Genomic DNA, 26107 nt, shown 5'->3' on the forward strand with positions numbered 1-26107 from the left:
GTCAAACTGATTAAATCCGTTCAGTTGTGATCTACACGCACAAAAAAAGAAGCAACCATGTGCTTCTTTTTAAAATTCAATATTTTAGATTAGCTGTGACTGACTCGGCGCTTCTCAATTAATTTGCCAAAAAACAAACCAATTTCAAACAGCATCCACATCGGAATGGCAAGCATGATCATCGATAAAGCGTCTGGCGGTGTGACAAACATGGCCACAAAAAAACAGCCAACAATAATAAAGCGACGTTTTTCAACCAAAGTTTGCGTAGACACGACACCAATCATAATCAGCAAAAGTGTGACAATTGGAATCTCAAAGGTAAAACCAAAAACCAAAAACAGCTTCAAACAAAACGTAAGATAGCTATTAATGTCGGTCATCGGGGCGACTGTTTCAGGGGAAACGCTAATGAAAAAGTGCAGAATGGATGGCAAGGCGACAAAGTAAGCAAAGCTAATTCCGATATAGAACAAGCAAATACTGCCGATCAGCAAAGGCAGCGCCAAACTTTTTTCTTTTTCATATAACGCTGGTTTTACGAATGCCCAAATCTGATACAAAATAAATGGCATCGCAATGAACAGCGCGACAAAAAAGTTTAGTTTAAACGGCGCCATAAAGGTTGCGGTAACATCAGTCGCAATCATGGTTGATGTATGTGGCAACTGTGCACGTAATGGTTCCGACAATACTTGATAAGTTTTATTGGCAAAGGGCAATAAACAGAAGAATAAGGCAAGAATAAGCCCTACAATTTTAAAAAGATGATTACGCAGCACCATCAAGTGCTTGATAATTGGCATTTCTTCTAATGCGACTTGCTCTGCCTTCACAGGCAAATGTGAAAGCTCAGAAGCGTTTGATTGGCTCATACTGCAACCTTCATTTCAGTATAGGGCGCTGTAGTATGTTGTAGCGCAGATAAATTTGAATGTGATGTCATTTTAGTTTTAGGGAGTAACACCGCAGAGGTTTTTTCAGTATTTAAAACCAAGGTGTAATGATGCTGTTGTAAGGTATTTTTTGATACGGCATGCGGGGAATGTGTGCTTTTTGCAGTTGTATCTTCAAATATTTTTTCTTGCTGCATTTCATGCATTTGTGCTTGCATCTTTGCTTCAAGTTCCTGAATACGCGCCATTTCTTGCTGCATTTGCTCGCGTAATTCAGATAAACGCAATTCGCGGTCAATGTCATTTTGAACATTACTGACCATACGTTTAATTTTAGCGTACCACTTGCCGACAAAACGCGCTGCTTCAGGGAGTTTTTCAGGACCCAGCACCAATAATGCAATGATGCCGAAAATCAGCAGTTCCGTCATTCCAATATTGAGCATAATCTCAAACCCTCAGCCTTAATGCTTTACAGTCGAATTTACATCACTGCTATTGGCTTGATGTTCAATCGTACGAGGTTCTTTCAGTTGCGCCGCTTCTGCCTCATCATCTTTTATTGATTTTTTAAAATCTTTGACCGCGCCACCTACATCTTTACCTAAGTTTTTAAGCTTAGATGTACCAAATAATAAAATGACCACAATTGCAAAAATCAGCACGTGCCAAATAGATAATCCTGCCATGATTTAGACCTCTCAATAGTTGAGCCTATCTCAACAGGTCTGTATGACAATGCGGTGACGAATGTGTTGCGATTTGACGACAAGGGATGTTTGACCTGATTTGTAAAGCTTGAAAATAAAACAGCCCGTGTTTGAAAACGGGCTGTAAGATCAATCACATCTGTTAAATCTAAGCTTGTAAACTTGCTTTAAACAGTTGCATCGCCTGACCACGGTGACTGATTTTATTCTTTTCTGCTTTCGACATTTCTGCGCTCGACACTCCCAATTCAGGCAACCAAAAGAGCGGGTCATAGCCAAAACCATTTTCACCACGAGCTTCTGCTAAAATCTCGCCTTTCCAAATACCTTGGAAAATTTGTGGTAATGGATCATCGGCATGTTCAACCAAAGCCAAAACACAAACAAACATACCTTCAATTGCTGCGCCGTCTTGACGTAGTGGTTTGAGTTTATTCAAAAGTTTTTCATTGTTGGCTGCATCATTGCCATGTTCGCCTGCAAAACGTGCAGAATAAATCCCCGGTGCGCCGCCTAAAATAGGCACACATAAACCAGAGTCATCTGCAATGGCAGGCTTTCCTGAAATTTTTGCGGCATGGCGTGCTTTTAAAATGGCATTTTCAACAAAGCTCAAACCATCTTCAACAGCATCTTCAATATTTAGTTGACCTTGCGGAATCACTTGCACAGGCAAGTCTAATTGCGCAAACAGGGTTTCAAATTCTGCAATTTTTCCCTTGTTATTGCTTGCTAAAACCAAAGTACCTTGAGCGCGCCAATCAGTTACAGCCATAATTCAGATCTTAATTCAAAATAATATTGGATATTTTAACGGATTTTGCAGACTTAAAAGTTTAATCTTGCACAGATTTGTTTTCATACATGCTAATAATATTTAGGTTTCAAAAAGTAGGGGAATCATGATGAGCAAAATATCAGAGATTTACCGTTATTCGAGTCAGCACCGCGCATTACTGCAGCAAAGTGAGCGTTGTGGCTGTTTTTACTGTCTGGAAACTTTTGCTTATAGCGAAATTGAAGATTGGTGTGATGATGAGCAAACCGCAATTTGTCCGCATTGTGGTATAGATGCGGTATTAGGTTCTGCTGCAGTAGAAGAATTCAGCCCTGAACTGCTACAGGCCATGCAGGCAGTTTATTTCGGATAAAACAAAAAGCACCCGAAGGTGCTTTGAGATCACTTCAAACGTAGTTAAATTTATTGCGCTTGAATCCATTGGTCAGCACGGTCACGTGCTTGACGAATTTGTTCTTGAGTTAAGTTAGCTGCCAAAGCGGTTTTCTTACCTTCAGACAAAGAAATTACTTTATTGTCGAGCATGCCATCACGGGTAGATAACTCATACCACTGATACGCGCCCATATAGTTTTTCTTTTGTTCTTCCATCATGGCAAGGTTAAAGCTGGCACGGTTATCACCACGGCTAGCCGCCTTTTCAAAATATTGACGTGCTAAGACTTCGTCTTTTTTCGTGCCAATACCATCCGCCAACATACGGCCTACATTTAATTGCGCAGCCGATAAACCTTGATCTGCCGCAGCTTTGTACCAAGCAAACGCTTGACGGCTGTCTTGTTGAACGTCTTTACCTTGTTGATATTTCGTCGCTAAGTAAAATTGTGCGCCTGCCTGACCTGCTTTGGCTGCTTTAATCAAGCCATTAATATCCATAGTTGAATATTGAGCCGCTTGGCTCGCTACAGAAGATGACGGTGAAACATAATCTGCATGGGCTTGAATGCTCAACAGTCCAACCAATAGCGTGGTGCTTAATAATAGTTTTTTCATAGAGCGCTCACTCGATAAATTGCGACTTCACCAAACAAATTAGGCAGATGCTTACTGAGTAAACTATCTTGTTGATTCCCATTCACGGCAAGTCGGTTAATGATGCGAATATTATTTTCGGCACAAAGTGCCTCAAAATCACGAAACGTACATAAATGAATATTTGGGGTGTTGTACCACATATAAGGTAATGCATCTGAAACAGGCATTTTTCCTTTTAAGGCAAGAAAAGAGCGAGTCTTCCAATGCGCAAAGTTTGGAAAGGTAATAATTGCCTGTTTACCCACACGTACCATATCTCTTAATAATACGTCAGGTGCATCTACTGCTTGCAAGGCTTGTGCCATGACCACATAGTCAAAAGACTGGTCTGCAAAACGGCTAAGCCCCAAATTCAAGTCTTGTTGGATGATATTTAACCCGCGACTGATCGCAATTGCAATCTTTTCTTGATCAATTTCTAATCCGTATGCACGAATATTATGCTGTTTGCTCATGTGTGCCAACAGTTCACCATCGCCACAACCCAAATCGAGTACTTTAGAATTGGGTTTAATCCACTTTTCGGCAAGTTGCTGATCAAGACGCATTACACGGCCTCCTGTGGGGTTGCTTGAAGATGTTCTGTTCCGCCCAAGAATGCACGCATGGCTTTCACGTACAGTGGAATTGGGAACAAGAACGAGTCGTGTCCTTGTTCGGCATCAATATCTAAATAGCTGACAGGTTTATGATTGCTAATTAGCGCATCCACAATTTCCTGCGAACGCTCAGGGCTAAAGCGCCAGTCGGTGGTAAATGACACCACTAAAAACTTGCATTTTGTATTCGCCATGGCTTTTTGTAAGGATTGCTCGTATTCACGTGCAGGATCAAAATAATCCAGTGCCTTGGTCATAATTAAATAGGTATTGGCATCAAAATTACGGCTAAATTGTTCGCCCTGATAGCGCAAATAGCTTTCGACCTGAAATTCGACATCAAAACCATACATAAACTTGCCAGATTTTAAGTCACGACCAAATTTCTGTTTCATGGCTTCTTCAGACAAATAGGTGATGTGTCCGACCATGCGTGCCAAAATCAATCCACGTTTTGGATAGCTGTCATGTTCCAAATAACGCCCATGATGAAAATCTGGGTCAGATAAAATGGACTGACGTGCGACTTCGTTAAAGGCAATATTTTGTGCAGACAGTTTTGGTGCACTGGCAATAATCACGCATTTTTTCAGACGGTCAGGATAATCTACCGACCACTGCAAGGCCTGCATACCACCCAAAGAGCCGCCAATAATCGAATACCAGACCTCAATGCCTAAACGATCAGACAGCATGGCTTGGGTTTTTACCCAATCTCGCACCGTCACTAAAGGGAAGTCTGGGCCATAAGGACGGTTGTCATTTTCAGGGTTAGGCGATGTGGGGCCAGTAGAACCGTTACAGCCGCCAATATTGTTTAGCGCCACCACAAAGAAACGACTGGTATCAATGGCTTTTCCAGGGCCAATACAGGCATCCCACCAACCTGCTTTTTTATCATCGGCATGATGATAACCCGCAGCATGATGATGCCCTGACAACGCATGACAGATCAGAATCGCATTGGATTTGTCGGCATTGAGCGTGCCATAAGTTTCGACCATGAGTTCAAAGCGGGGCAGAACACGACCGCATTCGAGTTCTAAAGGTTCTTCAAATTGGAATTTTTCTGGAACAACAATACCTACTGAGTCAGCTGGAAAAGACACGGGAATAATTCGCCTTAAATCCTGAGGATGAATAAATAAAAGGATACCACTTGGGGTATCCTTTTCAAAATGCTTTTACATGTTAGCACAAGATTATACTGCTGCTGCAACTACTTGATCTGTGCTTAATACGCCTTGTTCAATCAAGCGGTTGGTGCAGGCAATAATTGCATCAATAGATGAGGTCACGATGTTGTCATGTACCCCTGCACCAAAGGCAGATTTACCTGTGCCTTTGACTTGCAACTCAATCAATGCCAACGCTTTTGCATGTGCGCCAGAGCTAATGCTGCGTTCTTCATAATTCAAGACATCAATTGGTAATTGAAGTGCATTCAAAATTGCTGAAATTGGGCCATTGCCTTCACCGCGTAAGCGTTGCGTTTCGCCGTTCACGACCACATCTAACTCAATGACTTGATTGCCATTTTCATCAGATAGTTTGTAGTTTTTGGTCGCATAGTGCGCATCTTTTACTGCAACGTAAGTGTCTTTAAACAAGTTCCAGATTTCGCTTGCGCTAATTTCAGTGCCTTGCTCATCGGTACGTTGTTGCACAATTTGTGAGAATTCGATTTGTAAACGACGTGGTAAAGTCACGTTGTAGTTCGATTCTAACAAGTAAGCTATCCCGCCTTTACCCGATTGTGAGTTGACACGAATCACCGCATCATAGTCACGACCTAAGTCTTTCGGGTCGATTGGCAAGTAAGGCATATCCCAAATTTCTTCGTTTTTCTGGAATTCAAAACCTTTCTTAATCGCATCTTGGTGTGAACCAGAGAATGCAGTAAACACCAAATCACCTGCATACGGATGACGTGGATGCACTGGCAAACCTGTGCATTCTTCAACTGTGGCAATAATTTCGTTGATGTTCGAGAAATCCAATTCTGGTGCAACACCTTGGGTGTACATGTTCAAGGCAATTGCAGCAACGTCTACGTTACCGGTACGTTCACCATTACCAAATACACAGCCTTCTACACGGTCTGCACCTGCCATGATTGCCAATTCAGATGCGGCAATACCACAACCACGGTCATTGTGACAGTGTACTGAAATGATCACGCCATCACGACGCGCAATGTTGCGGTGCATCCATTCCACTTGGTCGGCATACACGTTTGGTGTAGACACTTCTACCGTTGCAGGCAAGTTTAAAATTACTTTATTGGTTGGCGATGCTTCCCAAATTTCAGTCACGGCATCACAAACATCTTTAGCCACTTCCAACTCAGTTGCAGTAAAACATTCTGGGCTGTACTGGAATACCCATTCTGTTTCAGGTTGCTTCGCTGCGTATTCTTTTACTTTGCTTGCTGCATTGATTGCCAATTGTTTGGCACCTTCAACATCAACATTCAAGACTTTGTTACGGAAGGTTGGTGAGTTGGCATTATAAATATGCACAATCGCACGTTTAGCACCTTGTAAAGATTCAAAAGTACGTTGAATTAAGTGGTCACGCGCCTGTACCAAGACTTCAATATACACGTCATCTGGAATATGACCTTCTTCAATCAATTTACGGGTGAAATCGAAGTCAACTTGAGATGCCGATGGGAAACCAATTTCGATGTGTTTAAAACCAATTTTCACAAGCATTTGGAACATTTTGAACTTTTGTTCGATGTTCATTGGCTCAAAGATCGCTTGGTTACCGTCACGTAGGTCGGTACTCATCCAAATTGGCGCTTTGGTAATTTCGTTATTCGGCCATTGGCGGTCTGGTAAATCGACACGCTGGTACATACGACGGTATTTTTTGCTTGGATCTGCCAACATCATGTGAAAACTCCTTGAATAGTAGCGGTTGCATCGCGTGGATAACGGCAACTTACTATAAATATAGATTGTGTCTATTCTATCAATTTACAAGCTGTTTTCAGGAGGCTATCGCTAAAAGTAGAATCATGGCACTTGTAAACCAATATCTGTATGTTAATCGATCTGCAAGGGTAATAATTCCCTGTTTTTTACATATATGGCATATGCTGTGAAATATTTTTCTGCTATTAGCTGTTTTGGTGATAAATATAACTGCTGTTGATTTGTTCGATGCAGTTTGTTCCCATAAGTGCCATTGTGACTTCAAATTCTTCCTTTAACAGTTTAATGCTATGCGCTGCCCCTAGCGCGCCTGCAACTGCCAAGCCATAAATATATGGACGACCGATCAAAACCGCACTTGCTCCCAAGGCCAGTGCTTTAAAAATATCTGTGCCACGACGAATCCCACTGTCTAATAAAATTGGGAAATCGTGCGATAAAATTTTTCGCATCGTGCCTAAAATTTGAATTGGGCTGACCGCGGTATCTAAAATTCGGCCACCATGATTAGACACAATAATACCGTGTGCTCCGTACTGATATGCCTGCTGCGCATCGGCAGGATGTAAAATACCTTTGAGTAAAATAGGCAGTGGACTGTGTTGTAGCAACCAAGCAATATCTTCCCATGTGGCAGCCTGCTGCATCAATCCATCAAAAAGAGGGTGCTGATTTTCCTTAAGCGGAGTGGTATTTACAGATGATTGATATACCGCCCGAATATGTGCAGGCAATTGAAAAGCAGCGCGACGTTCCCGATCTCGAATGCCCATGTGCGGTGCATCAACCGTGAGTACAATGGCTTGATAGGCATAGTGTTGCGCTTGAAAAATCAAATCCAAAGCAGCTTTACGACTGCCTTGCCAATACAGTTGAAACCATTTTGCCGTGCCCGAAACCTGATTCAGTGTGCTCATTGAAGTGGTACTTAAATGACTGAGAATCATGGGGGCTTGTAGGGCGGCTGCCGCTTGCGCTGTAGCAATTTCCCCCTGTGGATGAAACAGTTGTTGGTAAGCCACGGGTGCTAAAAAAATTGGGTGTGGATACTGTTCGCCCAAGAGCTGAATTTGCGTATTTGCCCCTGCAAAAGTATTTAAATGACGGGGCAATAATTGAATATCGGCAAACGCACGTAAATTGTTGTTCAGACTATATTCATCGCCTGCAGCGCCTTCTAAATTGGCCCAAGTGGCTGCATCTAAATGTAATTGCGCCTGTTTTTGATAGTCGGCAATGGTGTGTAAATGTGGCGGGATGTGATTCAAAGCTGCCAATGGCGTGGTATTCATAACTGACTCCATTGACGAATCAGATTGTGATAATGTGCGGTTAGTGCCAATACTTCTGCTGTATCTCCAAGTTGTTGACGCAATTGCAAAATAGTCATATCTAAATTGAACAGCATACTGCGTTGCCAGTCATCTTTGACCATACTTTGACACCATGTAAACGCTGCAATTCGTTGACCTGCTGTAACAGGTTCGACCCGATGTAAACTGGTAGCAGGGTACACGATGGCATCACCTGCACTGAGTTTGACTTCATGACTACCGTAATTGTCTTCAATAATCAGTTCACCGCCCTGATATTCTTCAGGCTCACTTAAAAACAGAGTCATGGACACATCTGTGCGAATCGGGCGTCGTACTTGTGCACAATATTGCACGGCATTATCGACATGATTGCCATAAGTTCCTGTGTTTTGATAACAATTGAACATGGGTTGCAGAATGTGCAGCGGCAAGGCAAAGGACTGCAATAAAGCCTGTTGTTTTAGTGCACTGAGGATGTCTTGTGACAGAGTTACATAGCTCGGATGCTGCAGGTCAAATTGTAAATTCTGTTTAATTTTCTGTGCTTGTGCGCCTGCACTGAATTGACCATTTTGCCATGCAGCTGCAGTGTCCAATTCAGCGCGAATCTGTTGGACTTGCACTTTGCTAAGAACTTCTGGAATGTGAAGCATCATATCGATTCTTCCTGAAAAAGTTTGAATTCAAACTGCTGAACATTCTACAGCGTTGTTCGGCATGCAAAGTTCGAGCAATAGATGGTATGAAAAATAATCTATCGCTCGAATCTAAATCTGTAGCCTGTTTTAAGCGGGCTACTACAGATTTGCTATAACTTAGAACTTGTAGTTTAAGCTGATTGCTGCCGAGCGTGGCTGCCCAAGCACGACGCGACCACCACCATTGTTTAGCGTGCTGATGTATTCTTTATCGGCAAGGTTATAAAGGTTTAAATTTAACGAGGCATTTTTGTTGAAGTTGTAGCCTGCCAATGCATCAAACACGACATAGCCTGGAATATTTGGCATGTTGGCTGGTGCGTTGCTGTCAGTCACAACACGTTTTTGTTCATCGACATAACGCGCGCCCAAACCTAATTTAAAGCCCGCCCAGTCGTAGATTGACCATAAACTTGCAGTCCATTCAGGCGACCAACGTTCCGATAAGGTTGTGGCACTCGTTGAACGTTGATTGAGTTGTTTCACTTTCATGTGCGCAACGCCTGCAGACAAATTCCAGTTTTCGGTCATTTGACCAACGGCACTCAACTCAATGCCATCGACCCGTTTTTTACCCTCTTGTACAGCAAGCTGAGAAATTGGATCTATAGTCGATTGATTTTCATTTTCTGTACGATACGCTGCAGCAGCCAAAGCCAGCTTGCCTTGTAGTAACTCCCATTTGCTGCCTACTTCATAATGATGGGTTTCTTGAGGCTTGGCATTGATTGCGTCATTGCCCGATTCAGACAGGCTAAAGTTGGCGCTGCCAGGCGGAGTCAGCGATTTTGCATACGCAGCGTAAATGCTGCTATTTAACGTAGGCTTATACACAGCGCCAAGTTTCCAACTGAACAGCGTATCGTGGGTGCTGAGATCTGTGGCCACCAAAGCATTTCCCCCACGTGGCAGAGTAAGCCCTTGATAATCTGTTTCATAATAATCGACCCGTACGCCACCATTCAGTTGAAAACGCTCCCCAAATTTTAGAGTATCAAATAAATATGCGGCTGCCGTTTGGGTTTCACCATCGGTATAACCGCCATTATAAATAAGCGCTGGCATGGCTTGATTGCGGTCTGGGTGATAAAGATTGGCCCACGGTGTATCGGCAGTGGCTTCGCCAGGCATCTGGGTTGCCATGAGTTTGCTAGATTGCTGTTCTTTTAAAAACTCCATGCCTGCAACAACATCATGCTGTACTGCCCCCGTTTTGACACTCCAGTTTAAAGTGCTTTGATTGGCCAGAATTTTATTTTCTTGATCGACGCCTTGGCGGGAGCGGTTCACTTCCCATTCGGCAGGGTTTGATGAACCATTGGTTCGAAGACCATTTGCACCTGTATTGATGCCTGTTAAAACCCGATTCATATGGGTTTTGCCTACACGGGTGATGTTGGTCAGTTTGAGTCGATCTGTTAAATCACTTTCAATTTTTGCCGTAAACATATCTGCATCGACATCTTCATAGTCATTGACATGACCATAAAAGTTTTCCCGATTAACTTTAGGCGCAGTGGCTAACAGTGAATCGGTATTGTAAAAGCCTTGCATGCCCACAGTTGGAATGCCACCATCTGGAATATTGCGTTGTCTGATGTGTTGAGAATATAAATAAAGGCGTGTGGCAGTGTTTAATCCAAAGGCAATAGAAGGGGCGATGGCATAACTATTGTTTTCAATATAGTCACGTCCTTCTATGCCGCCTTCTTGCCCCATTACATTTAGACGAAATGCGGTATTTGGATTGATGGCCTGGTTAATATCTGCAGAAAGTCTTGTATGTTGTGCTGTGTTGTAAGTTGCAGAAATTTCCTGACTGCTTTCACTTTGCGGTAATTTGCTGACTAAATTGATATAACCCGATGCTGCACCACGACCCGCTTCTGAACCCGATGGGCCTTTGACAACTTCAATTTGATCAATGTTAAATACATCACGGCTGATTGCGCCTAAATCTCGGACACCATCAACATAGGTCGAGGTTTGGGTGGAAAAACCACGCATTTGAAAGGCATCGCCAGCACTAGTATTGCCATTTTCTCCCAATTGTAGAGTAATGCCTGGTGTATTGCGTAAGGCTTCAACTAAGGACGTTGCGCCTTGTTCTTGTAGCATTTCTTTTTTAATCACAGAAATTGTTTGTGGGGTATCCAACAACGGCTGTGTATATTTTGCAGAACTTAAACGGTCTGCCTTGTATTTGCTTTCGGCTTCTGATTTAACCGTAATGGTGGGTAAGTGGGTGACGTCATCTTCAGGGCTTGCGGCATGTGCAAGTAGTGGAAGAGAGGCGGCTAAAGCCATCAGTTGCGCAGAGCGATTGTGTTTGCGGCTTTTGATCTGTGCCATTTATGGTATTTCCCTAAATGTAAACCAACAGGAGGCCACGCTTTATTCAGCGTTTTTAGTTCAAAATGAATAAAGTGTGAAGTTGTTGTTATGACGTCTATAACAATTGTTGCTAATTGTATTGAGAATCATTATCAACAACAATGTGTGGGATGACACTTTCTTTTGATTCTTATTTGAAAATAATAATCATTATCAATATTTTTATTTAATAAAACGATGTAAACGTGAAAGGCTTGGGAATAAAGACAGAAAACCCTGCCGAAGCAGGGTTTAAAAAGAAATTTAAGGCTTAGAAGTCATAAGAAACAGAGAGCCAGTAGTTGCGACCTGCTAAATATGTGCCCGAAACAGATGAACCAATGTCTAAGTATTTATAGGCAGTTGCAGTTTGAGTTTTACCTTTGTTGACATAGGTATAGCTCTGATTATCTTTGGTGAAGTCCTTATCTAATAGGTTATTCACTGCCATATTGAAACGAAGATTATCTGTTACTGTATAGCTTGCACCTAAGTTAAATACGTTATAGCCACCAAATTTATCGCCCATGATTTTGTATTCTTCAAAATCGCTAGTTTGTGGTGTTGTTGGTAATTGTTTGAAGCGCAAACGGGCTGACTTGTATTCGTGTTGTAACCACACATCAACGTTCGGATTAATGTGCCAAGTCGAGGTCAGGTTAAAGGCATTGCGAGGATTGTTGTTATAGTACAGTCCTTCATCCTTACCATCTGTAATTTCACTTTTGGTGTAAGTATAGGCCGCTTTAATATCCCATTCAGGAATAATGCTGTACTGTAAAGACGTCTCAGCACCATAGATTTTGGCTTCGTTGGCATTTACACTTCTAGAGCAATCATCTACAGGGCAAATCGCTAAATTAGAGATGTCTTGGGAAACAATCGCATCTTCAATTTGGCTGTAAAAGCCTGTGGCGGTAAAATTCAGCTGATCATTAGGCTGTAAATTAAAACCAAGTTCGTAATTGGTCGATGTTTCTGGTTTTAAAGCAGCGTTACCAAATACATAGGTCGAACCCTGACCACTCATATTGATTAAACCATCGTAGAGTGCCTTAGGCGAAGGTGCTTTATAACCTGTGCTGACACCACCCTTAATGGTTAAAATATCATTGGTATTCCAGACTAAATAAGCACGTGGACTAAACTCGCCACCAAAACCAGAGTGGTCTTCATAGCGTGTACCAAACGTGAAGGTCAAATTGTCGAGTAAGCTCCACTCATCTTCGGCATAGATTGCCCAAGAGTCTTTCTCAAATTCATCTTTGCCGCTTTTATGTTGAGCAATATTGTCACGAATGGTGAGCTTTTTATATTCTGCACCGACTGTAACTTTGTGCGCACCAAAGGTGGAAATTAGATGGCTATCTGCAACCAGATCGGTATTTTCTAAAGTACGGTCACTGCCAATGAGTGGATTGTTCTGCTGCGCAGTTTTGTCAAAAGCATCGGTTGGTAGAGTACGACCTTTAGTTTCAGTGTCTGAATGGCTAACATAGCTTTTCCAAATCCCAAAATCGTAATTACCTTCATGTCCCAAAGAAATTTGAGTACGGTTGAATTCTAATTCATCTTTATAACCTGATGCTTTGGTTGCGGTATCTAAAGTCCCTAAACGGTTATCTTCATTTTTATATTGCTGGCTAGAATGAAAACCATCTATCCAAAATGAATTTTGATCATCCAGTTTAAAGTCGAGTTTAGCACCAACATCGTAATTGTCTGCTGTACTTGGGCGTGGGTCACGACCTGTTGAGCCCTGAATGCGTTCTGAACGCTGACGGTCTAAATAGCTACCACGTAGTTGTAAGCCTAAACGTTCATTGATCAGTGGGCCATTGACAACAAAATTGGTTTTCCATGAATCGGCTTCGGCATTGTTTTCCATTACATTACCGCTGATAGTGACATTACCATTCCATTCATCTGACACTTTTTTGGTAATGATATTGATCACACCGCCCATTGCCTCTGAGCCATAGCGCGTTGCCATAGGGCCACGAATTACTTCAATGCGTTCAATTGAAGCAAGTGGTGGCAAAAATCCATTTGATGTTTCACCAAAACCATTCGGGGTGACATCTGAAGATGTGGTTTGACGACGTCCATCAATCAGAATCAGCGTGTACTCTTGCCCCATACCACGCAAACCGATATTTAAGTTTGAGGTTTTACCTACGCCGTTACGAATATCGACTCCAGGGACATCAGCCAGTAAGTCAGCAATGCTGGTGGCATTTTTTTTCTCAATATCTTCTTTACTGACTATACTTATAGATGCGGGTGCATTTTTTAGCTCTTGTTCAAAACCTGCCGCTGAAACCACAATTGTGGAAAGTTGGTGGGTTGAAGTCGCATCGGTAGAGGTATTTGCGAAAACAGCAGTAGAGGTTGCCCCAAGTAAAGCAAAACACAGCGGGTGTAGGTTGAACTTAGCCATAAAATGAAATCTCTGATTATGAATTGATGATGCCAATTGAACCTATATGGTAATTAGAATCATTCATGAAGGAGTTGGCTAATAATAATGATAAGGATTCTTATTTACAACAAGAAATATACACAAAGTTGAAAATTTACAGAAAATAGCGCTCCGATTAAAAAAATTCAGTCGAGATCAGAACGTATTTTGTATATCCTTTAATGTTGTCATATAATGTGGCACTTTTTTATAAACTGTTATTACTAACTATATCGAGGAAGCCATGCAAGTAACTTCTGAAGCGGTTTCGGGCGTTGCCCGTCGTTTAAATGTATCTGTACCGACGAGCCGTATTAACGAGCAGTTTGAAGCTCGCTTGAAACGCACTGCCAAAACTGTGAAGATCAACGGCTTCCGTCCAGGTAAAGTGCCTCTAAACGTTGTTCGTCGTGAATACGGTGCGGGTATTTATCAAGAAGTGGTCAACGACATTATTCGTGACACCGTGTTTGAAGCAATCCAACAAGAAAAAATCAATGCTGTGGGTATGCCAAACATCGAAAAAACTGAAATGAAAGACGACGCTTTAGTATATGAAGCGACTGTTGAAGTTTATCCAGAAGTTGAAGTGAAATTTGACGGTTTGGAAGTTGAACGCAAGTCTTCTGAAGTAAATGATAGCGATGTTGAACAAATGCTTGAAAACCTTCAAAAGCAACGTGCTTCTTGGGTTGAAACCAAAGGCATGGCGAAAAAAGACATGCAAGTGACTTTTGACTTTGAAGGCACTGTAGATGGCGAGAAGTTTGAAGGCGGTGAAGCTGAAGACTTTAAACTGGTACTTGGTTCTGGTCGCATGATTCCTGGTTTTGAAGATGGTATCGTGGGCATGAAAAAAGGCGAAGAGAAAGTGATTGATGTAACTTTCCCTGAAGACTACCAAGCAGCGAACCTTGCAGGTAAAGCAGCTCAATTCAAAATCACTGTGAAACTTGTTGAAAAGCAAAAACTTCCAGAAATTGATGCTGAATTCCTACAAATCTTCGGTATTTCTGAAGAAGATGGCGTAGACAAATTAAAAGCTGACGTTCGTAAAAACATGGAACGTGAAGTGAAAAATGGTTTACGTAACCAAGTGAAAGGCGCAACTTTTGATGCACTCGTTGCGGCAAACGAAGTTGAACTTCCAGCAGCGATGGTTGCTCAAGAAGTTGACCGTCAACGTCAGCAAATGATTCAGCAATTCACTCAGCAGTTTGGTGCGCAAGGTGCAAAAGCATTTGACTCAAGCATGCTTCCAGATGAATTGTTCAAAGAACAAGCTGAAAAATCTGTAAAACTAGGCGTATTGGTCAGCAAAGTATTGGCAGATGCTAAACTTGAAGTTGACCAAGCACGTGTAGATGCTTACATCGAAGATATGGCTTCTTCTTATGAAGATCCAAACGAAGTGATTGAATACTTCAAAAATGACAAACAACAGCGTTCACAAATCGAAGCAGTTGTTTTAGAAGATCAGGTTGTAGATCACATCTTGGCTTCTGCAAAAGTGACTGATACATCTGTAAGCTATGAAGACTTATTGAAAGAGCAACAAGCTCGTCAACAAGGCTAATAGGCTTTAGGTAAAAAAGGCGCTTTGTGCGCCTTTTTTATTGCATCGCAGTTTTTGGGTTTTTCACAGATCGACAACATTTAACTCAAAATATCTACGATTTAAGCTGTGAATATTTTGCAATTTAGACAATTATCCCTCATATTGTGAACATGAGTCGTGTCACAAGAATTTAGGAATAAATAACCATATGTATGTTCCAACAATTGAAAATGCTTTAGTGCCCATGGTGGTTGAACAATCCTCTCGTGGTGAGCGTTCTTTTGATATTTATTCACGTCTTTTACGTGAACGTGTCATTTTTTTGACGGGTGAAGTCGAAGATAATATGGCCAACTTAATTGTGGCGCAGATGTTGTTTTTAGAAGCAGAAAACCCGGATAAAGATATTCACCTATACATTAACTCACCAGGCGGTTCTGTGACTGCAGGTATGGCAATTTACGATACCATGCAATTTATTAAGCCTGACGTTGTGACTTACTGTATGGGACAAGCGGCATCTATGGGTGCTTTTCTGCTCAACGCAGGTGCAAAAGGTAAGCGTTATTGTCTTGAAAATGCACGTGTCATGATTCACCAGCCACTCGGTGGTTTCCGTGGTCAGGCATCTGATATTGAAATTCATGCACGTGAAATTCTATTCATTAAAGAGCGTTTAAACCGTTTAATGGCAGAACATAGTGGTCAGGACTATGAAACTGTCGCAAGAGATACCGACCGTGATAACTTTATGACTGCACAGGCAGCGAAGGAATACGGTCTTGTGGATGAAGTTTTAACAAAACGTCCATAAGTTTTAAAGATTGAGATATTGGAGTGACTATGTCCGAACATCCTCAGGGACAAAAACATTGTTCATTTTGCGGTAAAACGCAGTCTGAAGTCGGGAAGCTGATTGCAGGCGAGGACGCATACATCTGTAATGAATGTGTGGACGTATGCTTAGACTTGGTTCAGACCAGTCAACAAGTTGAGTCGGGTGATTGGGCAACACGTCCATTGCCAAAACCACATGAAATTCGTGCTGCGCTTGATCAGTATGTAATTGGTCAAGATACTGCGAAAAAAACCTTATCGGTTGCAGTATATAACCATTACAAACGCCTAAAAGTGAGCAATCAGGCGCATAAAGCAGGCGATGCTGTCGAAATCTCAAAAAGTAACATCATGTTGGTAGGTCCAACGGGTTCGGGTAAAACCTTACTTGCACAGACCTTAGCACGTCTATTAGATGTGCCTTTTGCAATGGCAGATGCCACGACTTTAACCGAAGCGGGTTATGTGGGTGAAGATGTCGAAAACATCGTGCAAAAGCTGTTGCAAAAAGCCGATTACGATGTAGAAAAAGCACAAAAAGGCATTATCTACATTGATGAAATTGACAAGATCACGCGTAAGTCTGAAAACCCATCAATTACTCGTGATGTGTCTGGTGAAGGTGTTCAGCAAGCCTTGCTCAAAATGATTGAAGGCACGGTGGCTTCTATTCCGCCTCAAGGTGGACGTAAGCATCCGCAGCAAGAATTCATTCAAATTGATACTTCAAATATCTTGTTTATTTGCGGTGGCGCATTCTCTGGTTTAGAGAAAATTGTGCAGCAACGCCAAGAAAAAGGCGGCATTGGTTTTACGGCAGACGTGAAGAAAAAAGATGAAGGCAAGAAATTGTCTGATTTATTTCGTCAGGTAGAAGCAACCGATTTGGTGAAATTTGGCTTAATTCCAGAGTTCATTGGTCGTTTGCCTGTAATTGCAACGCTAGACGAGCTAGATGAAGATGCATTGATGCAAATTCTGACCGAGCCGAAAAATGCCTTAACCCGTCAATATCAATACTTATTCGAGATGGAAAATGTCGATTTAGTCTTTGAAGATGCAGCATTACGTGCAGTGGCGAAAAAAGCCCTTGAACGTAATACAGGTGCGCGTGGTTTGCGTTCAATTCTGGAAAATGCCTTGCTCGAAACCATGTACGACTTGCCAAGCCGTACCGATGTTGGCACAGTGGTAGTGACTGAAGCGGTGATTGAAGAAGGTGCTAAACCTGAATTTCAGACCGAACGTCAGCCTCAAACAGAAGAACCTGCAGCAGAAAAAATTGACTTAAAAGTATTAGACAGCAAAACTGCTTAATACGCTATTCGTCTGAAACGTGCCGAAACGCTAGGTTTCGGCACGTTTTTTATTGTCAAAAAAATCAAGGCAGTGTTAATCTTAGACCTAGGCGTGGATGCCCATTATTCAAAACAACAATTGCAAAATGAATTTGCAGCGTGATTTCAAAAACGTGATTTACAAAAATAAGAAACGCAGTGAGGGATAGACATGCGTGGTGTCGCAATCTTGGTCGTGACCAGTTTAATGTTGCTGGGATGTCATGGCAAAAAAAACGTGGTGCAACAAACGCAACCACCTAGTACCTTAAAAGTTTTAGATTTAGAACAAAAACCTGGTTTTGTAGAACAACACCGTTTGGGCATGATGACCATTGGTGGTTGGGTCAATCAAAAACTAGGGCAAAATTTTAAACCTGTTCAGGCACAACATGCCGATGCTGCCATCGTGTATTTATATCGTCCAGATTCTAAATGGAATAGACAGGAAATTGTCGCGGCTAGTATGTTTATCAACAAACATCGGATTCCAAGTTTATTGCACAATCATTATTACTGGGTTGAACTGGCACCGGGCGCGTATCGTCTGAGTGTGAGTCGTCCTTTGGGTGCATTACATTTCCAAAAACCAAAGTATTTGGATTTTCAGGTACAGGCAGGGCAGTCGTATTTTATTAAATATGATGAAGAAAACTTGAGTACCCGCAAAGAGGTTTCAGGGCCTTTAATTCTTATGCCTTCAAGTACGGCACAACAGGAAATAGCGTTTACTCAATTGAAAACCGAAAGCTATAACTTTGTCGCGGAAGATCAAACCACAGGTAAGTTGCGTAAAAAGCCACAAAAAATCAAGCATGAGAAATATGACCCTGCGGAAGATGTGCACTTAACCCAACCCTTTAAATTGTGGGATCCGAGAACGTGGTAAGGTTTTGCATCTTTATCTCATGCATTGCTTTTATTTATTTCCAGTAAGCATAAAAAAGCACCCAATGTTGGGTGCTTTTTCGCTTATTACTAAATTGGAATATTATTCTGCTGCAGCATCTACAACGGGAATCTTGCCAATTTTAGCTTGCCAGATTTTTGGTGCAATCGCGTGGATAGATGTACCATTGACATCTACCGCAACAGATACAGGCATATCTTCAACTTTGAATTTGTAGATTGCTTCCATACCTAAGTCTTCAAAAGCAACCACTTCTGCTTCACGTACTGCTTTAGATACGAGGTAAGCCGCACCACCTACAGCCATGAGGTAAGTCGCTTTGTGATCTTTGATGGCTTCAATTGCTGCAGGACCACGATCTGCCTTACCAATCATACCGAACAAACCAGTGTGTTCTAAGACTTGGCGGGTGAATTTGTCCATACGGGTTGCCGTTGTTGGACCTGCAGGGCCAACGACCTCATCACCAACAGGATCGACAGGGCCAACGTAGTAAATGAATTTGCCTTTTAAGTCGACTGGTAATTCTTCACCATTGTTGATCATGTCGACCATGCGCTTATGTGCAGCATCACGACCTGTGTAAATCGTACCGTTTAATAACAACGTGTCGCCCGGCTGCCAAGAGTTCATTTCTTCTTGGGTAATGTTGTCTAAATCTACACGTTTAGATTTAGATGAATCCCAAGTTACTTCTGGGTAGTCCTCAAGTTTAGGCGCTTGAATATGCGCTACACCTGAACCATCTAACTGGAAGTGTGCGTGACGAGTTGCCGCACAGTTTGGAATCATACCCACTGGTTTGCCTGCAGCGTGGCAAGGGTAGTCTTTGATTTTAATATCAAGAACTGTGGTTAAACCACCTAAACCTTGTGCACCAATACCAAGTGCGTTCACTTTCTCGAAGATCTCGATACGGAGTTCTTCCATTTTGTTTTGTGGGCCACGACGTAATAATTCGTCCATGTTGATTTCTTCCATGAGTGCTTCTTTTGCAAGCATCATGGCTTTTTCGGCAGTACCACCAATACCAATACCAAGCATACCCGGTGGACACCAGCCTGCACCCATAGTTGGAACAGTTTTAAGTACCCAATCTACAATTGAGTCAGATGGGTTCAACATCGCCAATTTAGATTTGTTTTCTGAACCGCCACCTTTGGCAGCAACTGTAATATCTACTTTGTTACCCGGAACGAGTTTGTAGTGAATTACTGCAGGGGTGTTGTCTTTGGTGTTTTTACGACCAAATGCAGGATCAGCCAATACCGATGCACGAAGTACGTTTGAGTTTTCTAGGTAACCTTGACGTACACCTTCGTTAATTGCATCATCTAAGCTCATGGTTAAATCAAATTTAACGTCTAAGCCCACTTCAAGGAATACGTTTACGATACCAGTATCTTGACAGATTGGACGATGGCCTTCTGCACACATACGTGAGTTAATTAAGATCTGTGCAATCGCATCTTTCGCAGCTTTGTTTTCTTCACGATCATAAGCACGGCTCATCGCTTGGATGAAGTCTTGTGGATGATAGTAGGAAATAAACTGAAGCGCGTCTTTGATCGAAGTGATCAAGTCATCTTGCTTGATAATAGTTGTCATATCAAAAATCTCTTGAGCGGGCGGATAGCTAGCGGACTAAATTATAAGATAAAAACAGAAAGTTGTGGGCGTTTATACAGCGTTTTGGGTCTAAAGTTTAATAGGCCATCTATGTGTCATATTTATGTTAAAAACTGTCATATATGACAAGAAAAGCGTCATCTTCGCTGTCATATTTCATTTATTACAGGTTGATTTTTCATTTAAATTATCATTAAGTTATTGAAAATTATATTTATATTAAATATTACAATGAATTTTATATTGTCATATAACTGTCATAAAACTTTCGCATAATGCACTCATCGAAACTTGAGTATGTTTTTATGATTACAGTCGTTGCATCAGTTATTGGTTTTTCTATGTTTATCGCAGCTACTTGGTTCTACGGTCAACAAGAAGATCAAGCCTAAGCTTCATCTTCTTTTTTATGTCTTTAGTATTGATCATAAAAATAATCGAATATTTAAAATCACAAAAAATTAATTTTTAAGATTTAATTTCATTTTCACAAATATATTCAATCATTCCTGAGTCATTTTTCTCCAATTTAAAGCTTTCTGGATTGGCCATTTCCCAGACCATGGTGCCATTTTGGTAACGGCTTAAGCGTGAAATGTATTCACGGTTTGAAGCGCAGTCCAAAATGAAATCTGAGCGTAATTCATTATATTTGAGAGCGCCTTCTGTTTTGGTGTTATTAAATTTTTGCGCCACAACGACATGGTGATATTGCCCTTGTTTCTTAATGCTATCTAAATCAATCTGGAAAGTAATTCCATTATTTCTCAGCATGGTTTTAAAGTTTTCAGCATATACACTTTGGATCGCGATGATACTCATTAGTATAAGAAGTAGTTTTTTCATTTTTATTTTCATCCTAATTTAAAAAGACTTTTTTGATAAAATTTTCTGTTTGTATTTTATTTTGACGGTAGTCTGAAATCCCTTTGGCAGAAAAAATTGCATAATCACATCTGATTATCGGTGCAACATTTGGCTTTGTAGGGTTGGTTTTGCAGTTAATCGGTGAGACAGCTTGATCGACTCTATATTCATGGTCAAAATTGACTTGAAGATATATTTCACCATTATCTTTATAGATTTGGACTGAACCAAATTGATGCCCAAGTTTTTGTGCTAATTGTTCAGTTTTGAGTTTCGACTTAAATTCAATACGATCATAATATCCGAAGGTGGATTTCAAAAGGTTTTGATCTAGCACGCCAACGGAGCTATAGACATTGGGAACCTCAATTTTTGAGAGTGCAAAACTTTGCTGATGCTGGTCGACGTTAATACCCTCAAAATTAATCTGATAGGCTGAACCAATGTCTTTGACATGGGTTTTTAAAGTGACTTCACTGCATGAGTTAGAGACAGAAGAAGGCTGTCTTCGATCTTCAGCAAAAGTACTGTTACAAATACGAAGCTTTGTCGTGGTATCAGAGAGTGATCTTAAAGTTGAATAATAACGTTTCCAAATATGATCAAAATATTGACTACGCGCTAAACTAGAGAAGTAGTTTTGGTTTGACACCAATCCCTTAAAACGTGTGGTTTCATTGACACTACTTTTTGGCACAATAATACTAAAACGATTTTGTGCGCCATTTAAGGGTTCGCTTTTGGTAGATTGACCTGAATAGCTTAAAACTTTTTGATAAAGATTATTTTGTTCGCCTGTCACTTGGCAGCCTGTGAGTAACAACAGACTTGATGTGAAGATTAAAATTTTCTTATTCATGATAATTACTCAAATACATAACTGACGTCGACAGACAAGATTGGCGTTAGGCTTTGAATAATGCGTTGATTTTGATGATCAAAATAGACTTTCCAAGGGTTGGCAATATTTTGACATTCAAATAAACCATAATATTTTTGTAAGTTTGGTGTATCTAAAATTTCTGCCCCACGATATGGATATAAAGATTTAGGATGTTGTTCAATTTGAACCAGTTGTCCTAAGTCTTTTTCACAATATTGTTGAGCGCGTTCATACATCACCACACCAGCCTTGTATGAAACATTATTCAATGCAATTTGACGTGGACTTTTAAATTTATCGTGAAAATACTCTTGAACTGTTGGATATTGAACGAAAATATTTTCATTTAGGTCGCTTGACGAGTTCCATTTGTCTATGGCTTTGGTGAGCCAGCCAGCTTGAGTAAAGGTGCTAGTCAAGGTGAAACAGCCAAGTAGCATGAGTTGACGAATCATGTTTTATTCCCTCTAAAAAATAAGTTAGAAATTATTTTATTTTTAAAGTTTTAGTTAAAAATTACTTTATATATCAATGAGTCGTATACATAAAATAACGAATCTAAAAGATACAGTAAACATAGTTCAGATACAAATAGACCATTCAATTTTTACATCATTGAATGGTCTGATTTGAATATCAGGCAGATATTTGATTAGCTCGACTGTTGTTCTGCCTGAATTGCGGTCAATGCAATAGTAAAGACAATATCATCAACCAATGCACCACGAGATAAGTCATTCACAGGTTTATTCAAACCTTGCAGCATCGGACCAACACTTACGACATTCGCTGCACGTTGTACGGCTTTATAGGTCGTATTACCAGTGTTCAAATCAGGGAAAATAAACACATTGGCGCGTCCTGCAACTTCAGAGTTAGGTGCTTTAGAGCGACCAACACTTTCAACAGATGCTGCATCGTACTGTAATGGGCCATCAATCAGTAAATCAGGACGACGCTGTTTTGCAATTTCAGTCGCTTTCGCTACTTTTTCGACGTCAGCACCTGCACCTGAAGTACCCGTTGAGTAAGAAATCATGGCAATACGTGGGTCAATACCAAATGCTTTTGCAGAGTCTGCAGACTGTATCGCAATTTCAGCCAATTGTTCTGCATCTGGGTCTGGGTTAATCGCACAGTCACCGTACACATATACTTCATCTGGTAACAGCATAAAGAATACTGAAGATACCAATGAATAATCAGGTGCAGTTTTAATGAGCTGGAATGCGGGACGAACTGTATTGGCTGTAGTATGCACAGCACCAGACACCAAACCATCAACCTGATCAAGTGCTAACATCATCGTACCTAATACGACAGTGTCTTGCAGCTGTTCACGTGCTTGATCGTCAGTAAGTTTGCCTTTACGCATCGCAACCATTTTTTCGACATAGTTTTCACGAATCAAGTCAGGATCAATGATTTCTAAGTCGTGTGGAAGCTCAATACCGCGTGCTTTGGCAACATCGACTACCGCTTCTGGTTTTGCCAATAATACGCAGTGGGCAATACCACGTGATTGACAAATCGCTGCAGCTTGAACGGTACGTGGCTCATCACCCTCTGGAAGCACGATACGTTTTTTCGCTGCAATAGATTTTTGCACCAATTCATGGCGGAACGCAGAAGGCGATAAACGTGGTTTATGCGTATCGCTGATTAATTGGGTTAACCATTCTGCATTGATGTGACTGGCCACAAAGCGGGTAACTTGTTCTGCACGCTCAGTATCATCTACAGGAATTTCGTTGCTCAGGTTTAATAACTGATGTGCAGTTTCAAAGGTGCTCAATTTAGTATGTAAAATTGGCAAGCCATTTTTCATTGCTGCTTGGCAGAACTCTAAAGCTTGTGCGCTTGGTGCTTGATGTTCAGTTAACACCAAACCTGCAAGTGGAATACCATTGCTGCTGGCTAAGCTACTGGCAAGCAATACATCGACACGGTCAGAACCACTGATAATCAGCTCGCCTGCAACGAATTTATGCATTTCGTGTTCAATATTCGATGCAATTAAGCTGCTGTGTAATACACGGCGCTGCGCTGCTTCACCTTGGTTAATCCATTCTGCAGAAATGTGTGCAGCCAAGTCCGACATGCGTGGCACACTTAAAGTATTGCTGAATGGCACCAAGCCAATCACTGGCATGCAATCTTTACCAATCATTGGATGTGTAGTTTGAATTTTGCTGACAAACTGGTTGGTGTCGCTAATTAAACGTAAGTTTGGATCAAGCGTAACAGGAATTTGTGCAGAATCTTCTGGTAAACCTTTGGTACGCATAAACAATACGCCCGCAGTACGCTCACAAGTTGCACCACCAAAGAAACGTAATTGATTGTCTACTTTTGACGCTGTTTTAACAGCATTGTTGATGTCGGCATTGCTGACAATAATGACTTTTGCATCAAGTGCTTTAGCCAAATTTGCATTCAATTCAGTTGCAAATGGATCACGTCCGTTTGGCAACACGCCTTCTACAATAATGATATCGTGATGTTTAGAAATTTCACGATGTAAACGAACTGCATCTTCAAGCAATTCGTCATTTTCATCATTTTTTAAACGCTCAGTCAGCGCAGTATAAGAAATCGGCTCAACTGTTTCATGCTTGAACAGGTGACGATACAACGCAGTTGTGCGGTCTGCTTCAGGTTGTAATTCTTGTGAAAAAGGCTTTAAGAAACCTGCTTTTACGCCTTGGCATTCCAAAGCGTAAATTAAACCTAAACATGCTGATGTTAAACCAACACCAATTTCTGTAGGAACCAAAAGTATTGTTTTCATAATTTTTTCTAAATCGTAAAGGGACTGATTGAAAGTGGCTGAGCACTACGATTGCTTAAGCAATCGCAGCGTCACATTCAGACTTTTTTGCAGCTGACTTTAGCTCCTCTGCAACTTGCGCAGTTTCTTTCGCAATACGGCCTTCTTCGTCAGTTGGTACAACCCAAATTTGTGGACCGCCTGTACCTGCATCAATACGACCTTCAGTACCGCGTTTTAAGCTGTCATTGCGTTCTTTGCTGAAGTTAAAGCCAAAGTGTGGCAAGTAAGATACAGTTTTTTCACGGATGTACGCAGAGTTTTCGCCAATACCACCTGTGAAGAATAAGCCATCTAAGCGTGGTAAACCACAGCTAAGTGCAGCTAAAGATTTAGCTAAACGGTAGCAGAATACTTCAATTGCAAGCGTTGCATCTTCGTTGCCTTGTTCAGATGCTTCAATCAGGGTACGCATGTCGTTCGATAAGCCTGACAAACCAAGTAAACCACTTTGGCTGTTTAGCATTTTGTCAATTTTGTAGATATCCCAACCTAAGTTGCTTGCAAGGAAGCTGTGTAAGCTTGGGTCTACATCACCACTACGAGTACCCATCACCAAACCTTCAAGTGGGGTTAGGCCCATCGATGTGTCTACACTTTGACCATTCCAGATTGCACAAGTCGAGCTACCGTTACCCAAGTGAGCAGTTAACCAGCCACCTTGTTTGAAGCTGCCAGCCAACTCTGAACCGCGCTCTGAAACGTATGCGTGACTTGTACCGTGGAAGCCATAACGACGTACGTTGTGGTCGGTATATAAGAATTTAGGCACTGCATAACGGTAAGCGTGAGCAGGCATCGTTTGGTGGAATGCAGTATCAAATACAGCCACTTGCGGAAGTTCTGGGAACAAACGCATTGTTGCTTCAATACCCACCAAGTGTGCAGGGTTGTGTAAAGGTGCAAGCGGAGTTGCTTCACGAATACGTTGCACGATTTCTTCAGTTAATAATTCTGCTTTGGTTAAAGTACCGCCGTGTACAACGCGGTGACCAATGGCTTGTGGCTTATATTGAGATAAGCGACCAAGAATAGTTTCCAATGCTTTTTCATGGTCAGCATGTGGAATAGAAAGTTCGAGCGGCTCACCACCTGCGGTAATGCCTTTAATGCGCGCATCAGCAGAACCTAGATTTTCTGCCAAACCAAAGATACGATCTCCAACGCTTTCAGATACAAGCGCATATTTGATAGAAGAAGATCCGCAGTTAATCACTAATACTGATGTAGTCACTTTTATGTACCCGAATTCTAATTGAAGTTATCCCTAGTCAATCAAGCTGCATTGCAAGATATGGCAAACGGCAATCTATTGTGTTGCAATCTTGATCATTACGTATGTTTTATCATGGGTTTTTTATTGCTCCTAGATAGACTTTAGGAGATTAGACTTAAGCATTATCGACCATGAAATCAGAAATAATTAA

23 protein-coding genes are annotated in these 26107 nt (G+C 41.4%); 5 read left to right on the plus strand and 18 right to left on the minus strand.

Annotation, left to right across the window (positions count from 1 at the left end; genetic code table 11):
• Window positions 1-89: 89 nt before the first annotated feature.
• The 4 genes from tatC to rdgB all read right to left on the minus strand — a co-directional run bounded on the left by tatC (window position 90) and on the right by rdgB (window position 2381).
• On the minus strand, window positions 90-875 hold the full coding sequence (gene tatC / locus FTU09_RS03605) for a twin-arginine translocase subunit TatC (protein WP_180064559.1): 786 nt from the start codon (window positions 873-875) through the stop codon (window positions 90-92).
• Window positions 872-1342, minus strand: coding sequence for a Sec-independent protein translocase protein TatB (gene tatB, locus FTU09_RS03610; RefSeq protein WP_019836836.1), 471 nt, complete (start codon window positions 1340-1342; stop codon window positions 872-874). Before tatB ends, tatC begins: the two co-directional genes overlap by 4 nt.
• Window positions 1343-1360: 18 nt before the next feature.
• Window positions 1361-1585, minus strand: coding sequence for a Sec-independent protein translocase subunit TatA (tatA, locus tag FTU09_RS03615; RefSeq protein WP_004974820.1), 225 nt, complete (start codon window positions 1583-1585; stop codon window positions 1361-1363).
• 169 nt (window positions 1586-1754) lie between these two features.
• On the minus strand, window positions 1755-2381 hold the full coding sequence (rdgB, locus tag FTU09_RS03620) for an RdgB/HAM1 family non-canonical purine NTP pyrophosphatase (protein ID WP_154320316.1): 627 nt from the start codon (window positions 2379-2381) through the stop codon (window positions 1755-1757).
• A 130-nt stretch (window positions 2382-2511) separates the two neighbouring features.
• Here rdgB and FTU09_RS03625 point away from each other — a divergent pair, with 130 nt between their 5' ends.
• A complete protein-coding gene (locus FTU09_RS03625; RefSeq protein WP_242769824.1) occupies window positions 2512-2757 on the plus strand; it encodes a cytoplasmic protein in 246 nt (81 codons plus the stop codon).
• Window positions 2758-2807: 50 nt separating this feature from the next.
• On the opposite strand, the gene FTU09_RS03630 is transcribed toward FTU09_RS03625, so the two are convergent.
• The 8 genes from FTU09_RS03630 to FTU09_RS03665 form a co-directional block, all read right to left on the minus strand.
• Window positions 2808-3398, minus strand: coding sequence for a tetratricopeptide repeat protein (locus tag FTU09_RS03630; protein WP_070153255.1), 591 nt, complete (start codon window positions 3396-3398; stop codon window positions 2808-2810).
• A complete protein-coding gene (gene metW / locus FTU09_RS03635; RefSeq protein ID WP_004974832.1) occupies window positions 3395-3988 on the minus strand; it encodes a methionine biosynthesis protein MetW in 594 nt (197 codons plus the stop codon). Before metW ends, FTU09_RS03630 begins: the two co-directional genes overlap by 4 nt.
• Window positions 3988-5148: a homoserine O-acetyltransferase gene (locus FTU09_RS03640; RefSeq protein ID WP_004974835.1), complete on the minus strand. Its 1161-nt coding sequence runs from the start codon at window positions 5146-5148 to the stop codon at window positions 3988-3990. Before FTU09_RS03640 ends, metW begins: the two co-directional genes overlap by 1 nt.
• A 93-nt stretch (window positions 5149-5241) precedes the next feature.
• Window positions 5242-6939: a 2-isopropylmalate synthase gene (gene leuA, locus FTU09_RS03645; RefSeq protein WP_131260575.1), complete on the minus strand. Its 1698-nt coding sequence runs from the start codon at window positions 6937-6939 to the stop codon at window positions 5242-5244.
• A gap of 227 nt (window positions 6940-7166) precedes the next feature.
• Window positions 7167-8273 carry an alpha-hydroxy acid oxidase gene (locus FTU09_RS03650; RefSeq protein WP_180079559.1) on the minus strand — a complete coding sequence of 369 codons (1107 nt, stop codon included), beginning with the start codon at window positions 8271-8273 and terminating at the stop codon, window positions 7167-7169.
• Window positions 8270-8953, minus strand: a complete 684-nt coding sequence (locus FTU09_RS03655; RefSeq protein ID WP_180079561.1) for a Fe2+-dependent dioxygenase — start codon at window positions 8951-8953, stop codon at window positions 8270-8272. The genes FTU09_RS03650 and FTU09_RS03655 overlap by 4 nt, the downstream gene beginning before the upstream one ends.
• A gap of 159 nt (window positions 8954-9112) precedes the next feature.
• On the minus strand, window positions 9113-11347 hold the full coding sequence (locus FTU09_RS03660; RefSeq protein WP_180079563.1) for a catecholate siderophore receptor Fiu: 2235 nt from the start codon (window positions 11345-11347) through the stop codon (window positions 9113-9115).
• A gap of 292 nt (window positions 11348-11639) precedes the next feature.
• The gene (locus tag FTU09_RS03665) at window positions 11640-13808 is read right to left on the minus strand and encodes a TonB-dependent receptor domain-containing protein (protein WP_180008664.1); all 2169 of its coding nucleotides are present in this window, start codon (window positions 13806-13808) and stop codon (window positions 11640-11642) included.
• A gap of 265 nt (window positions 13809-14073) precedes the next feature.
• On the opposite strand from FTU09_RS03665, the gene tig reads away from it, so the two are divergent.
• The 4 genes from tig (at window position 14074) to FTU09_RS03685 (ending at window position 18450) form a co-directional block, all read left to right on the plus strand.
• Entirely contained in the window at window positions 14074-15405 is a 1332-nt protein-coding gene (gene tig / locus FTU09_RS03670; RefSeq protein ID WP_179995942.1) for a trigger factor, read from the plus strand.
• Window positions 15406-15595: 190 nt separating this feature from the next.
• Window positions 15596-16201, plus strand: a complete 606-nt coding sequence (gene clpP / locus FTU09_RS03675; RefSeq protein ID WP_004974855.1) for an ATP-dependent Clp endopeptidase proteolytic subunit ClpP — start codon at window positions 15596-15598, stop codon at window positions 16199-16201.
• A gap of 29 nt (window positions 16202-16230) precedes the next feature.
• Window positions 16231-17541, plus strand: coding sequence for an ATP-dependent protease ATP-binding subunit ClpX (clpX, locus tag FTU09_RS03680; RefSeq protein WP_004974856.1), 1311 nt, complete (start codon window positions 16231-16233; stop codon window positions 17539-17541).
• A 192-nt stretch (window positions 17542-17733) separates the two neighbouring features.
• Entirely contained in the window at window positions 17734-18450 is a 717-nt protein-coding gene (locus tag FTU09_RS03685) for a DUF2846 domain-containing protein (protein WP_070153234.1), read from the plus strand.
• A 102-nt stretch (window positions 18451-18552) separates the two neighbouring features.
• Here FTU09_RS03685 and FTU09_RS03690 read toward each other — a convergent pair whose 3' ends face one another.
• The 6 genes from FTU09_RS03690 to FTU09_RS03715 all read right to left on the minus strand — a co-directional run bounded on the left by FTU09_RS03690 (window position 18553) and on the right by FTU09_RS03715 (window position 25914).
• Window positions 18553-20079, minus strand: a complete 1527-nt coding sequence (locus FTU09_RS03690) for a fumarate hydratase (RefSeq protein WP_004974861.1) — start codon at window positions 20077-20079, stop codon at window positions 18553-18555.
• Window positions 20080-20568: 489 nt separating this feature from the next.
• Entirely contained in the window at window positions 20569-20946 is a 378-nt protein-coding gene (locus FTU09_RS03695; protein WP_067763650.1) for a surface-adhesin E family protein, read from the minus strand.
• Window positions 20947-20959: 13 nt separating this feature from the next.
• Complete coding sequence (locus FTU09_RS03700) at window positions 20960-21826, minus strand: hypothetical protein (RefSeq protein WP_067763647.1); 867 nt, start codon at window positions 21824-21826, stop codon at window positions 20960-20962.
• Window positions 21827-21831: 5 nt separating this feature from the next.
• The gene (locus tag FTU09_RS03705) at window positions 21832-22305 is read right to left on the minus strand and encodes a hypothetical protein (protein ID WP_067763644.1); all 474 of its coding nucleotides are present in this window, start codon (window positions 22303-22305) and stop codon (window positions 21832-21834) included.
• A 197-nt stretch (window positions 22306-22502) separates the two neighbouring features.
• Entirely contained in the window at window positions 22503-24641 is a 2139-nt protein-coding gene (gene pta / locus FTU09_RS03710) for a phosphate acetyltransferase (RefSeq protein WP_180079565.1), read from the minus strand.
• A gap of 55 nt (window positions 24642-24696) precedes the next feature.
• A complete protein-coding gene (locus FTU09_RS03715) occupies window positions 24697-25914 on the minus strand; it encodes an acetate/propionate family kinase (protein ID WP_096901391.1) in 1218 nt (405 codons plus the stop codon).
• Window positions 25915-26107: the final 193 nt, after the last annotated feature.

This window comes from Acinetobacter sp. YH12058, assembly GCF_013419805.1.
Classification (GTDB): Bacteria; Pseudomonadota; Gammaproteobacteria; order Pseudomonadales; family Moraxellaceae; genus Acinetobacter; species Acinetobacter towneri.